Raw genomic sequence first — 12,212 nt, forward strand, 5'->3', positions numbered from 1 at the left:
CACCGCGGAGACACCCTCTCCCCTACCCTCTCCCGCAAGCGGGAGAGGGAGCGCACCGCGTCCGGGACACGAGAGCTCACCTCAACTGATCGTCGCGCCGCCGTCGATCACCATGGTCTGGCCGGTCATGAAGTCGCCGGCCTTGGAGCCCAGGAACACGGCCGCGCCCGCGATCTCGTCGGGGATGCCGATGCGCAAGAGCGGCGAGCGCGAGGTCGAGGCCTTCAGGTTCTCCGGATTGTCCCACAGCGCCTTCGCAAAGTCGGTCTTGATCAGGCCGGGCGCGATGCAGTTCACACGGATATTATGCTTGCCGTATTCGCAAGCCAGATTGCGCGCGAGCTGCATGTCGGCGGCCTTGGAGATGGCGTAGGCGCCGAGGATGGTCGAGCCCTTGAGGCCGCCGATCGAGGAGACGATGATGATGGAGCCGTCCTTGCGCTCGATCATCTGCGGCACCACCATCGAGATCAGCCAGTTGTTGGCCACGATGTTGTTGTCGAGAATTTTCCTGAACTGATCGTCGGAGATGCCGGCGAGCGGACCGTAATACGGGTTCGAGGCCGCATTGCAGACCAGCACGTCGATCTTGCCGAAGGCGCGGTTGCTCTCGTCGACGAGGTTTTGCAGGTTCTCCTTTGACGAGATGTTGGCGGCGACCGCGGCGGCGGTGCCCTTGCCGAACTTGTCGTTGATGCCCTTCGCGACTTGCTCGCAGACGTCGGCCTTGCGCGAGGAGATCACGACCTTGGCGCCGTGCTCGGCCATGCGCTCGGCGATCGCAAGCCCGATGCCGCGCGTCGATCCCGTGATGACGGCGACTTTCCCCTTCATGTCGAACAAGGTCATGTGTCTCTCCCTGAGTACGATTTGATTGGCCCGAAACTGATGTCGCTCGCGCGAGCGACAACCGCTTCAGGCGAGCTTCTTGACTTCCGGTCCCGCCGGCTGGTGCATCGCCGCGTGCGCATCGTCCGCGATCCAGGGCTGCTGGTTCACCATCGGAAGCCGCCAGACCGTGCGATCGGGACTTGCGAAATGATCGAGCCGGGTCACCGAGCAATTGTCGATGTCGAACGACAGCCCCCGCTCCGGCTGGCCGTCGAGCGCGAGCCCCAGCGCCGCCTTGATCGTGCCGCCATGGGCGACCGCGATGATGTCCTGCCCGGCCGCCTCCTTGTTGATCCGCTCGATGGTGCGGCGCGTGCGGTTGTAGAGATCCATGAAGCTTTCGCCGCCGGGCGCGGGCTCGTTGATGTCGGCGAACCAGCTTGCGCCGACGGGACGGCTGGCGATGAACTGGGCACGGTTCATGCCCTGCCAGCGGCCGAGATTCTGTTCGGCAAGGTCCGCTTCCCGTTGCATCGACGCAGGCCGCGGGAAGCCGGCCTCCCAGATCGCCTCGGCGGTCTGGTGCGTGCGCATCAGATTGCTCGAATACCACACCGCTTTGCGTGGCAGCACCTTGGCAACGGCATTGAACACATAGGTATCGCTGGTATCGCAGGCGATGTCGGACTGTCCGTAGATGTTGCCGCCGTCATTGCGGACCGGCGCGTGACGGACCCACCACCATCGCGTGACGACCACATTGGGCTTGTCTGCACCTGCCATCGAAACCCTTCCATCCCGTCTGATGTCGCTGTACGTCAGTAGCGAACCTGTCTCAAGACACTTTACCGTTTGAAATCTTGTTTGAAATTCCGTCGCGCGGCAAGCGTCGCGCGAGCCATCACAAGGGAGAAACGCATGGGCCGCCTGCAGGGCAAATCCGTCATCATCACCGGCGCCGGCAGCGGCATTGGCCGTGCCGCCGCGCTGCTGTTCACCAGGGAAGGCGCCAAGCTGATCGCGGTCGATCGCACCGAGGCGGTGAAGGAGACGGTCGACGAGATCAAGAAAGCCGGCGGCGTCGCGGAAGCCATGATCGCGGACGCGGGCTCGGAGACGGACGTCATCGCCGTGATCGACAAGGCGGTGACGACCCACGGCCGGCTGGACGTGATCTGGGCCAATGCCGGCATCTCCGGCGGGCTCGTTCCGATTCCCGAGCAGACCGTGGAACACTGGCAGGAGATCTTGCGCATCAATCTGATCGGGCCGTTCCTCGCGGTGAAGCATGCGATGCCGCACATGGTGAAGCAGCAGTCCGGCGCGATCGTGTTGACCGCATCCGTCGCGGGCCTCAAGGCCGGCGCCAGCGGGCATCCTTATGCGGCGAGCAAGGCGGGCGTGATCAGCCTGGTGCAGACCACCGCCTATTCGCTCACCGGCACCGGCGTGCGCATCAACGCGGTGTGCCCGGGCCTGATCGAGACCGGCATGACCAAGCCGATCTTCGACCGCGCCAAGGAACGCGGCACCCAGGACAAGATCGGCCAGCTCAACCCGCTCAAGCGCCCGGGCCAGCCGCACGAGCTCGCAGCGATGGGCCTGTTCCTGGCCAGCGACGAGGCCTCGTATGTCAACGGCCAGGCGTTCCCGGTCGACGGCGGTCTGACGGCATCGATGCCGTACACGGGCAAGCCGGTGTAGTGAGGACGTCCCGTGTCCCGGACGCGCTGCAGCGTTCTTACGCTGCTGCGCAGAGCCGGGACCCGGCGGGCCGTGGCACTCGCTGCGACATGGGCCCCGGCTCAGCAGCGCATCGTCGAAGGGACGCTGCGCTGCGTCCGGGGCACGAGAGCGGGGTGTTGCGTACGAAGGCGGAAGCAATGCAGAATCTCTCCGCAGGACAGTATCAATTCCGTCATCCTGAGGTGCGAGGCGTGCGATGCGAATGCATCGCATGCTGAGCCTCGAAGGATGCGCGGCCGAGCTGATGCAGCGGGGCCCGTCGCCCCTCGAGGCTTGCTCTGCGACGCTATCGCACCGCAGCGCGCGCACCTCAGGGTGACGGTGATGCATAGGGTTTGCAACGTACTCGCCTTCATGCGGACACAGCATCGCCTCCTCGCGGCTTGTTTCGCCCGAGCTTTGCTTGTCGCCTCACCCTCATGAATTGAAAGAGGGCGCAGGGAAGACCGGGTGCCAGCCGGGCACCCACGGTCCACTGTGCGAAAGCGTGTGCTTAAAAAAAGCTGCACAGCGGCATACAGGTGGAGCCAAACATCCGGCCTTCCCTGCGCAGTGGTTTGACGGCTTATGTCGTGCTCTCCCCGGGGAGCGTTGCACTATTGCCCCCGTCGCCTTGCGGATGGCTGATGCGCGCGCCCGGTCGGGCCGCCGCATCACCGCAACACTTGACGCCAGACCCCGGGCGTCAGGACCACACGATTTTGCCGTACGCCGATCGCACCGGTCGTGTGCGCGAGAGGTTCCGCTCACGGTTACCCGCCCTGCAAAACTCATCGCGCCGATGCTATCGGCGTCCACCGCCGCCCGGCCCGCGTTCGTGACGATCGCGATACGCCCCTCTTCCTTAGGCCGGGTTGCACGACACATACGTCATTTCCGAATTTCGGTAAAGCGGAATATTTTTGATGATGGGCGTTGACCTAGGCCTCGGGTGTTTTGCCCGACGGGCAACGCAAGGTCTGGCAGCCTCTCGTCATTCCGGGGCGCGCCGAAGGCGCGAACCCGGCCTCCATTTCGCAGCGCCGATGTGGAACGATTCCGGGCTCGATACTACGCATCGCCCCGGAATGACGATTGCGATGGTGATTTGCCCCACCGGCCCCCACGTTGGTATGGTTCCTGCAGGCAACCTCAGCCTCCATCCCCTGACAGAACGAGACAATGCCGAGCCCAAGACCCGACCGTATTCGAAAACTCCTCGCCGACCTCGTGTCGTTCGACACCGTCAGCGACCGCACCAACCTGCCACTGATCGCCCATATCGAGAGCTACCTCGCCGCGTTCGGCATCACGGGCGAGCGCATCGTGGACGCGACCGGGCAAAAGGCCTCGCTGTGGGTCACGATCGGCCCCGACGACCGTCCCGGCTTCGTGCTGTCGGGCCATACCGACGTCGTACCCGTCGTGGGCCAGGACTGGAGCCAGGATCCGTTCAAGCTGGTCGAGCGCGACGGCAGGCTCTACGGTCGCGGCACCACCGACATGAAGGGCTTTGTCGCGGTGTGCCTCGCCATGGTGCCGGAGATGGTGGAGGCCAGGCTTGCAACGCCGATTCATCTGGCGATCTCCTATGACGAGGAGATCGGCTGCGTCGGCGTGCGGCCGATGCTCGGCGAGGTCGCGAAGAAGAAGATCAAGCCGCTTGGCGCCTTCATCGGCGAGCCGACCGAGATGAAGGTGATCATCGGCCACAAGGGCAAGCACGGTGTGCGCGCGACCTTTCACGGGCTCGCCCGCCATTCCTCGATCGCCCCCGACGGCGTCAACGCGATCGAATATGCGGCCGAGCTGATCGTCGAGATCCGCCGCCGCGCCGAGACGCTTGCGGCCGTGCGCGCGACGGACAGCCTCTATGACGTTCCGCACTCGACGCTGCTCACCAGCATCGTCCACGGCGGCGCCGCGCTGAACATCGTGCCGGACACTTGCACGGTCGATTTCGAATGCCGCGGCATCGGCATCACCGAGTCGCGCGAGGTGACGGATGCGATCGTCGCCTGGGCCAAGGCCGAGCTCGAGCCGGCGATGAAGGCACGGCATCCGGATTGCGGCATCGGTTTCGAGGAGATCCTCGACTATCCCGCGCTCGACACCGCTGCCGACGCTGCGATCGTCACGCTGGCCAAGAGCCTTGCCGGGCGCAACGACCACGCCAAGGTCGCGTTCGGCACTGAAGCCAGCCTGTTCGCGAGCATGGCCGATATCCCCTCGGTGGTGATCGGCCCGGGATCGATCGCGCAGGCGCATACGCCGGACGAGTTCGTGGAGATGGCCGAGCTGGAGAAATGCGCAGGGTTCGTGGAGAGACTGATCGCGCATTGTGCGAAGGCCGCGGCGTAGGTGCCGTAGGGTGGCAAAGCGGCTTGTCCGCCGTAGCTCGAAGAGCGAAGGCGGAAGCGTGCCCATCGTTTCGCTGTGATCACGAAGAGATGGTGGGCACGGCGCTACGCGCCTTTGCCCACCACTACTGGAGCGAGCGCGGGCGCGGCGCCTCAGCGCTCCTGCAATGCCAGCCTGACGCCGACGGCGCAGTAGATGGCCCCCACCACCTTGCCCTGCCATTTCACGACGGCCGGATGGCGGCGCAGGAGATTGCCGAGACGGCCGGCGCCGACGGCAAATACAACGGTGCTAAGTAAGCCGAGCAGCACGAAGACGACGCCGAGTATCGCAAGTTGAATGGTGATCGAACCGTGCTCCGGCCGGACGAACTGCGGCAGGAAGGCAAGAAAGAACAGCGCGGTCTTCGGATTGAGCACTTCGGTCAGCACAGCCTGGCGGAAGGCGCGGCCCGCGCTGATGGCGGGGGCGCCGCCGTTTAGCTCAATCGGCGCCTTGTCGAGCATGGCACGAATGCCGAGATAGATCAGGAAAGCTGCGCCCGCATATTTGACGAGGCTGAACAGCAGCGCCGACGTCGCGATGATCGCCGACAGGCCGACGATCGCCATGCCAGTGTGGATCGCATCACCCGCAGCAATGCCGGCGCCCGTGGCAATGCCGACCCTCGTTCCAGAGCTTGCAGCCCGCGCCATCGTGAGCAGCGTCGCGGGGCCAGGAATGAAGACGAAGCCGAGAACGATCAGAATGTAGGCAATGAGGGTGGCGTGGTCGATCATGCGCGCGGTTCCGAGGTGAATTCCTGTGACAGCCTGAGCGACGGCGAATAGTCCACGGGGACAAGCAGGCGGTCCTCGATCTGGCCGACCATCAGTCCATGCTCCGCGTGGGTCGCACGCTTGATTTCGCTCCACTCGGCATCGGCCATAAAGGCTGCCCAAGCAGACGTTTTCGCCGCCTCGTTCGGCCACTCCAGCAGATAGGCAAACTCGGTCCGGTCGCCGAATCTGGTCTCCCACATCGCGACGATCCGGAAGCCGTACTTGGCTCGCATGATGCGCGCGGCGTGATCGCGAAAGCGGGCGTGAAAGGCAGCCTTGTTCTTTTCGAAGATTTCGTAGATGCGCAGTTGCTGGATCATGACCGTCTCCTTGCGGAGGAGATATGGTTAGCCGTGCACGCAGGACAAGGAAGATGTCATGCCCCGGCACGACCGCAGGGCTATCGCATATGAGAGCTTTTCCCTGCGGCCATCCTTCGAGACGCCCGCCTTTGGCGGGCCCTCAGGATGAGGACGGAGTGCGCGGCGGCAGTTTCAGCGGGCACCGATGCCACTTAGCCTCATCCTGAGGAGACCGCGAAGCGGTCGTCTCGAAGGACGAGGCGCGCGCTCAGCTCGCGTGTGATGCCATATGCGATTGCCCCGGCTTGTCCGGGGCATCCAGTACGCCGCGGCTTCTCGGTTCAAGCACTGGCGTCTCTGGAATACTGGATTGCCCGCCTTCGCGGGCAATGACAGCGAATGTGCGGGATGACGAACTGCCGAAAGCGAAAGGCGCGGCCACCCGCCGCACCCTTCGTCATTTCTACACCGCGCCCGCCTTCTGCGCGTATTGCCACGAGGCCTTTGACAGCGGCACGGTGCGCTTGGCTGATTCCAGCGCCTTGGCGTTGGCGGCGGTGCCGTCGCGGACGCGGCCGGCGATGCCCTGGGTGATGCCGGCGAGACGGAACAGGTTGTAGGCGAAGTACCAGTTGAGATCGGGCACCGTCATCTTGGTGACGTTGCAATAGATCTGCGCGGCCTCTTCCACGCTCGGAATGTTGAGCGCCTTGAGGTCGGCGCCGTCGAGGCCCGGCATGATCCACTGCATCAGCAGATAGGTGAAGTCGGCCATGGGATCGCCGAGCGTCGACAGCTCCCAGTCCAGCACGGCTTGCACGCGCGGTTCCGTCGCGTGGAAAATCATGTTGTCGAGGCGATAGTCGCCGTGGACGATCGAGACGCGCGCCTGTTCGGGCACGGTCTTCGGCAGCCATTCGGCGACCTTCTCGAACTCGGCAATGTGCTGCGTCTCGGAGGCGCGATATTGCTTGGTCCAGCGGTCGATCTGGCGCGCGAAATAATTGCCGGGCTTGCCGAAGTCGCCGAGGCCGATCGCATTGGGATCGTACATGTGGAGTTTCGCCAGCGTCTCGATCTTGCTGGTGAAGATCTTGCGGCGGTCTTCCGGCGTCTGGCTCGGCAGCGTCGGATCCCAGAACACGCGGCCCTCCTCCATCGACATGATGTAGAAGGCGGCGCCGATGACGCCGTCGTCCTGGCACAGCGCATAGGCGCGCGCGACCGGAAAGCCCTGCTTGCCGAGCGCCGCGATCACCCGATATTCGCGATCGACCGCGTGCGCCGACGGCAGCAATTTGCCGAACGGCTTGCGGCGCATCACGTAGGAACGGTTCGGGGTGTTGAGGCGATAGGTCGGATTGGACTGGCCGCCCTTGAACTGGAGCACGACCAGCGGCCCCTCGAAGCCTTCGACGTGCTCGCGCATCCAGGCTTCCAGGCGCAGCTCGTCGAAACGATGCCGCTCCTCGACCGGCTTGGTGCCCGAAAATTCTTCGTCTTTCCTGACGCCGTCAGCCACGATGACGCTCCCTCTTCTTCTTGTCGGTCATTCCGGGGCGGTCCGAAGGACCAGACCCGGAATCTCGAGATTCCGGGTTCTCGCTTCGCGAGCCCGGAATGACGGTGGGGAGAGCGCGGTCAGCGCTCTCCGCCGTCCTTAGTGACTTGAAGAATTTGCATACTTCCGAACCTCAAGTCTGGCAATGGCGCGATTGTGCACCTCGTCCGGGCCGTCGGCGAGACGGAGCGTGCGGATGTGGGCGTAGTCCTTGGCAAGACCCGCCTCGTCCGAGACACCGGCGCCGCCGAATGCCTGGATCGCCTCGTCGATGATCTTCAGTGCCATGTTGGGCGCTGCGACCTTGATCATGGCGATCTCGGCCTGGGCGGTCTTGTTGCCGACCTTGTCCATCATGTCGGCGGCCTTGAGGCACAAAAGACGCGTCATCTCGATGTTGGTGCGGGCTTCGCCGATGCGCTGCTCCCACACGGAGTGCTCGACGATCTTCTTGCCGAACGCGGTGCGCGAGGACAGCCGCTTCACCATCTTCTCCAGCGCCTCCTCGGCCTTGCCGATGGTGCGCATGCAATGATGGATACGGCCGGGACCGAGCCGGCCCTGCGCGATCTCGAAGCCGCGGCCTTCGCCGAGCAGGATGTTCTCCTTCGGCACCCGCACGTTCTCCAGCAGCACCTGGGCGTGGCCGTGCGGCGCATCGTCGAAGCCGAACACCGGCAGCATCTTCTCGACCTTGATGCCGGGGGTGTCGAGCGGAACCAGGATCTGCGACTGCTGCTGATGCTTGGCCGCCTTGAAATCGGTCTTGCCCATCAGGATCGCGATCTTGCAGCGGGGATCGCCGACGCCGGACGACCACCATTTGCGGCCGTTGATGACGTAGTGGTCACCGTCGCGCTCGATACGGGTTTCGATGTTGGTGGCATCGGACGAGGCGACCGCCGGTTCCGTCATCAGGAAGGCCGAGCGGATCTCGCCGTCCATCAGCGGGCGCAGCCATTTGCGCTTCTGCTCCTTGGTGCCGTAGCGGATGAACACTTCCATGTTGCCGGTGTCGGGCGCGGAACAGTTGAACACCTCCGAGGCCCAGCTGATGCGGCCCATCTCCTCCGAGAGCAGCGCGTATTCGAGATTGGTCAGTCCCGCGCCGCGGAATTCGTCGTCCTCATGCTCCGACGGCGGCATGAACATGTTCCAGAGACCTTCGGCCTTCGCCTTCTTCTTGAGGTCCTCCAGGATCGGGATCACCTTCCAGCGCTCGCCGCTGTGATCCTGCTGGTCGTAGATCGGCACCGCCGGGCGCACGTGCTTGGCCATGAAGGACCGCACGCGGTCGAGCCATTCCTTCTGCTTGGGGGACAGATCGAAATCCATGGGACGCTCCTCGTCTCTCTTTTTGCGAACTGTGCTTCGCGGGGCTGTTTTGCGCCGGACTGTCCTCCCGTTGCGTACGGCCCGCAAGCGCGGGCTTGCGGACGCTTCGGAACACCCATCGCGTTGCGAACGAGTCCCGATTGCGGATTGACATCTCCGGCCTTCAAACGATAGTTTCATACAACTGTTTGAATTGCAACTCCCTCCCTCCGGGACATCCATGGCCAGCGATCATACGAGGTCCGCCATCCTGACCGCCGCCGAACGGCTCTATGCCGATCGCGGCTTTAGCGACGTGACGCTGCGCGACATCGTCGCGGAGGCGGGCGTCAACCTGGCGGCGGTGAACTATCATTTCGGCTCCAAGGACGAGCTGATCGCGGAATTGTTCGTCACCCGCTCGATCGCGACCAACCGCGAGCGCCTGCGCGAACTGAAGGCGGCGGAAGAGCAAGGCGGCGGCCGCGCGCCGATCGAGGTGATCCTGCGCGCGCTGGTCGGGCCGACCTTGCGCGGCTGCCTCGGGCCTGAGAACCAGCGCTCGACCGCGGCGCGCTTCATGATCCGCGCCTCGATCGAATCCGTGCCGCCGATCCGCCGCATCAAGAACCGCGAGATCGACCATTTGCGGAAATTCGCCGGCGCCATGCGCCGCGCCCTGCCCGAGCGCAGCGACGTCGATATCTACTGGGGCCTCAACTTCGCGCTCGCAATGGCGCATCACACCATCCGCGAGAGCGAGCGGTTGGCCAAACTGTCGGAAGGCAAGTGCGATCTCGACGACGTCGAGGACGTGGTCGCGCGCGTGGTCAGCGTGGCGACGATGGCGCTGACGGCGGGAAAGGCGGAACCCAAGGCGCCGCCGCGGGTGGCGGCGCGGTAGCGCAAGACCGGCGCCACGCCGACGGTGCGCTCCCTCGCCCCGCTTGCGGGGAGAGGGTTGGGGGTGAGGGGCTCTCTCCGCGCGTGAGATCGTCGAGGGACCTGTACCCCCTCACCCGGATCGCAAGAGCGATCCGACCTCTCCCCGCAAGCGGGGGCGAGGTGCCTCACATCATCGCGATGCAATCGATCTCGACGTCGAACGGGCCGAACCATTCCGGGGTGCAGACGAAGATGCGCGCCGGCGGATCTTGCGGGAAATAGCGGGCGTAGACCGCGTTGAACGCGGCGAAGTGTCTGGTCGAGGTGCAGTAGACGTTGCACTTCATGACGTTGTCGAGCGAGGCGCCGGCCGCTTCCAGGCACAGCTTCATCTGCTCCATGACGCGCTCGCTCTGCCGCTCGATCGGGGCGGAGGCGATCTCGCCGGTCTCCGGGTCGAACGGCGGCAGGCCCGAGACGAAGATCATGTTGCCGGCGCGCGTCACCGGCGAGGTCGGCGCCTTCACGCGATCGAGAAAGGTCGAGATCGGCTCGACACGGAGCGCTTGGCGTTTCATGGGCGTCACTTTCGGTTCAAGCAAGACGTGAGCCTGACTACATCATTCTGCAGCCGGCATGCTTCGCTTCTGACCGAAGTGTGACTGTACCGGCGGGTTACGCCCGCTGCGGCATCTCCTCGGCCTCTTCCTTGGCGAGCAGCAGCAGCATCTCGATGCCCATCTCGCCTTCCTGCGGCGAGCGGATGAACTTTATTTCGTCGGCACTCTGCCGCAGCGCGGCAATGATGGCGACGGCCTGATTGGCGGTGGCCGCCTCGGTCGCCAGAATGGACTTCTGGTTCCTGGCCTGAAACCCGATCGTGTAGGACATGCAATTCCCTCCCGGACCCAAGTGGACAGATCGAACCAGAGTCCCGCTCAAAGCGGAAGCCTGTGCGACTACGGACCGGACTTATCTGGGGATTGCCCGCAAGCCTCAGGCCAGCCCCAGCATCGCCGGCGCGTCCGCTGCGGTCGCGGTCTTCCCTTCTTTCTGCGTGGGAGAAGGCAAGAACGCGCGCCGCTTCAGTGGGCTAGATGATCCCCTGCTGCTTCAGCTGCTCGATCTTCGCCGCATCATAGCCGAGCTTGCCGCCGAGCACATCCTCGGTGTGCTCGCCGAGCAGCGGCGGGGCGCGGTATTCGGTGATGGGGGTGCCCGAGAGGGTCAGCGCGTTGCGGATCAGCGACAGCTCCGGCTCGAACTTGTGCTGCGTCTTCACCCGCATGCCCCGCGACTGAACGTGCGGATCGGAAAACACCTGCTCGAAATTGTTGATCGGACCCGAGGGCACGCCGGCCTCCTCCAGCTTCTCCAGCCAATAGGCCACCGGCTGCTTCAGGAACAGGCCGGCGAAGATCGCCATGATCTCCTTGCCGTGCACGACGCGGTCGTTGTTCCTGAGGAAGCGCGGATCGTTCGCCAGCTCCGGCTCGCCGAGCACGGCGCAGGTGCGCTGGAACTGGCCGTCATTGCCGACCACCAGCATCAATTCGCCGTCGGTGCAGCGGAACACGCCGGCCGGCATGCCGCCATTGCCCCAGGTGCCGCGGCGCGGCGGCGTCTTGCCGTTGACGAGGTAGATCTGCAGCCAGTGCGACAGCGACGCGATGACGGTATCGAACAGGCAGACGTCGATGTGCTGGCCCTGCCCGTTGTTGGCATCGCGGTGATAGAGCGCCGAGAGAATGCCGATCGAGGTGTTCATGCCGGTCATGTAGTCGACGATGGAGGGGCCGACCTTCATCGGACCCTCGCCCGGCTCGCCATCCATGTGGCCGGTGACGCTCATCAGGCCACCCATCGCCTGCAGGATGGCGTCATAGCCGGCGCGCGGCGCATAGGGCCCGGTCTGGCCGAAGCCGGTCACCGAGCAATAGATGATGCCGGGGTTGATCGCCTTGATCGTCTCGTAGTCGAGGCCGTAGCGCTTGAGATCGCCGACCTTGTAGTTCTCCATGAAGACGTCGACGTCCTTGGCCAGTTCGCGGACGATCGCCTGCCCCTCGGGCTTGGCGATATTGACGGTGACCGACTTCTTGTTGCGGTTGGCGCAGAGGTAGAAGGAATTGTTGTTGTTGGCCTTGCCCTCGGGGTCGGTCAAATAAGGCGGCCCGAACGCGCGCGCGTCGTCGCCGGTGCCCGGACGCTCGATCTTGATGACCTCCGCGCCGAGATCGCCCAGCATCTGGGCCGACAGGGGCCCGGCGAGCACGCGGGTGAGGTCAAGGATCTTGATGCCTGAGAGCGGCAAGGCCGACATGTCGATTTCCTCCGGGGAACTGATCTTGGAGTTGATTTTGGAGTTGATTTTGGCGCGGCCGCCCGAAGCGGCCCGCGCTCCCTGCCGAT

At 64.5% G+C, this 12,212-nt stretch carries 12 protein-coding genes; 3 read left to right on the top strand and 9 right to left on the bottom strand.

Going from position 1 to position 12,212, the window contains the following annotated elements; genetic code table 11:
- Positions 1–81: 81 nt before the first annotated feature.
- Positions 82–849: an SDR family NAD(P)-dependent oxidoreductase gene (locus tag E4K64_RS26130; RefSeq protein WP_135166044.1), complete on the bottom strand. Its 768-nt coding sequence runs from the start codon at positions 847–849 to the stop codon at positions 82–84.
- 66 nt (positions 850–915) lie between these two features.
- On the bottom strand, positions 916–1,614 hold the full coding sequence (locus tag E4K64_RS26135; protein WP_167772261.1) for a histidine phosphatase family protein: 699 nt from the start codon (positions 1,612–1,614) through the stop codon (positions 916–918).
- 135 nt (positions 1,615–1,749) lie between these two features.
- Between E4K64_RS26135 and E4K64_RS26140 the strand changes: the two genes are divergently transcribed.
- Together E4K64_RS26140 and argE are read left to right on the top strand one after the other, a co-directional pair.
- Positions 1,750–2,535 carry an SDR family NAD(P)-dependent oxidoreductase gene (locus E4K64_RS26140; protein ID WP_135166045.1) on the top strand — a complete coding sequence of 262 codons (786 nt, stop codon included), beginning with the start codon at positions 1,750–1,752 and terminating at the stop codon, positions 2,533–2,535.
- Between the two features lie 1,203 nt (positions 2,536–3,738).
- Positions 3,739–4,917: an acetylornithine deacetylase gene (gene argE, locus E4K64_RS26150; RefSeq protein WP_135166046.1), complete on the top strand. Its 1,179-nt coding sequence runs from the start codon at positions 3,739–3,741 to the stop codon at positions 4,915–4,917.
- A 152-nt stretch (positions 4,918–5,069) separates the two neighbouring features.
- Here the strand turns inward: argE and E4K64_RS26155 are convergent, their stop codons facing one another.
- The 4 genes from E4K64_RS26155 to E4K64_RS26170 form a co-directional block, all read right to left on the bottom strand.
- On the bottom strand, positions 5,070–5,696 hold the full coding sequence (locus E4K64_RS26155; RefSeq protein ID WP_135166047.1) for a LysE family translocator: 627 nt from the start codon (positions 5,694–5,696) through the stop codon (positions 5,070–5,072).
- The gene (locus E4K64_RS26160; RefSeq protein WP_135166048.1) at positions 5,693–6,058 is read right to left on the bottom strand and encodes an NIPSNAP family protein; all 366 of its coding nucleotides are present in this window, start codon (positions 6,056–6,058) and stop codon (positions 5,693–5,695) included. The genes E4K64_RS26155 and E4K64_RS26160 overlap by 4 nt, the downstream gene beginning before the upstream one ends.
- A 445-nt stretch (positions 6,059–6,503) precedes the next feature.
- Positions 6,504–7,562, bottom strand: coding sequence for a phosphotransferase family protein (locus E4K64_RS26165; RefSeq protein WP_135166049.1), 1,059 nt, complete (start codon positions 7,560–7,562; stop codon positions 6,504–6,506).
- 138 nt (positions 7,563–7,700) lie between these two features.
- A complete protein-coding gene (locus E4K64_RS26170) occupies positions 7,701–8,936 on the bottom strand; it encodes an acyl-CoA dehydrogenase family protein (RefSeq protein WP_135166050.1) in 1,236 nt (411 codons plus the stop codon).
- Positions 8,937–9,156: 220 nt separating this feature from the next.
- Here E4K64_RS26170 and E4K64_RS26175 point away from each other — a divergent pair, with 220 nt between their 5' ends.
- Positions 9,157–9,819 carry a TetR/AcrR family transcriptional regulator gene (locus tag E4K64_RS26175; protein WP_135166051.1) on the top strand — a complete coding sequence of 221 codons (663 nt, stop codon included), beginning with the start codon at positions 9,157–9,159 and terminating at the stop codon, positions 9,817–9,819.
- Between the two features lie 166 nt (positions 9,820–9,985).
- On the opposite strand, the gene E4K64_RS26180 is transcribed toward E4K64_RS26175, so the two are convergent.
- The 3 genes from E4K64_RS26180 to E4K64_RS26190 all read right to left on the bottom strand — a co-directional run bounded on the left by E4K64_RS26180 (position 9,986) and on the right by E4K64_RS26190 (position 12,123).
- Complete coding sequence (locus E4K64_RS26180; protein ID WP_167767490.1) at positions 9,986–10,378, bottom strand: RidA family protein; 393 nt, start codon at positions 10,376–10,378, stop codon at positions 9,986–9,988.
- 97 nt (positions 10,379–10,475) lie between these two features.
- Positions 10,476–10,691, bottom strand: a complete 216-nt coding sequence (locus tag E4K64_RS26185; protein ID WP_126258062.1) for a hypothetical protein — start codon at positions 10,689–10,691, stop codon at positions 10,476–10,478.
- A gap of 202 nt (positions 10,692–10,893) precedes the next feature.
- Positions 10,894–12,123: a CaiB/BaiF CoA transferase family protein gene (locus E4K64_RS26190; protein WP_135166053.1), complete on the bottom strand. Its 1,230-nt coding sequence runs from the start codon at positions 12,121–12,123 to the stop codon at positions 10,894–10,896.
- Positions 12,124–12,212 lie beyond the last annotated feature (89 nt).

The sequence above is a fragment of the Bradyrhizobium frederickii genome (genome assembly GCF_004570865.1).
Lineage (GTDB): Bacteria > Pseudomonadota > Alphaproteobacteria > Rhizobiales > Xanthobacteraceae > Bradyrhizobium > Bradyrhizobium frederickii.

What these genes read in the sequence shown, in the direction of transcription:
- E4K64_RS26140 (WP_135166045.1), top strand. Translation starts at nt 1,750, where the DNA reads ATGGGCCGCCTGCAGGGCAAATCCGTCATCATCACCGGCGCCGGCAGC.
- E4K64_RS26170 (WP_135166050.1), bottom strand. Translation starts at nt 8,936, where the DNA reads ATGGATTTCGATCTGTCCCCCAAGCAGAAGGAATGGCTCGACCGCGTG.
- E4K64_RS26135 (WP_167772261.1), bottom strand. Translation starts at nt 1,614, where the DNA reads ATGGCAGGTGCAGACAAGCCCAATGTGGTCGTCACGCGATGGTGGTGG.
- E4K64_RS26155 (WP_135166047.1), bottom strand. Translation starts at nt 5,696, where the DNA reads ATGATCGACCACGCCACCCTCATTGCCTACATTCTGATCGTTCTCGGC.
- E4K64_RS26190 (WP_135166053.1), bottom strand. Translation starts at nt 12,123, where the DNA reads ATGTCGGCCTTGCCGCTCTCAGGCATCAAGATCCTTGACCTCACCCGC.
- argE (WP_135166046.1), top strand. Translation starts at nt 3,739, where the DNA reads ATGCCGAGCCCAAGACCCGACCGTATTCGAAAACTCCTCGCCGACCTC.
- E4K64_RS26160 (WP_135166048.1), bottom strand. Translation starts at nt 6,058, where the DNA reads ATGATCCAGCAACTGCGCATCTACGAAATCTTCGAAAAGAACAAGGCT.
- E4K64_RS26175 (WP_135166051.1), top strand. Translation starts at nt 9,157, where the DNA reads ATGGCCAGCGATCATACGAGGTCCGCCATCCTGACCGCCGCCGAACGG.
- E4K64_RS26130 (WP_135166044.1), bottom strand. Translation starts at nt 849, where the DNA reads ATGACCTTGTTCGACATGAAGGGGAAAGTCGCCGTCATCACGGGATCG.
- E4K64_RS26185 (WP_126258062.1), bottom strand. Translation starts at nt 10,691, where the DNA reads ATGTCCTACACGATCGGGTTTCAGGCCAGGAACCAGAAGTCCATTCTG.
- E4K64_RS26180 (WP_167767490.1), bottom strand. Translation starts at nt 10,378, where the DNA reads ATGAAACGCCAAGCGCTCCGTGTCGAGCCGATCTCGACCTTTCTCGAT.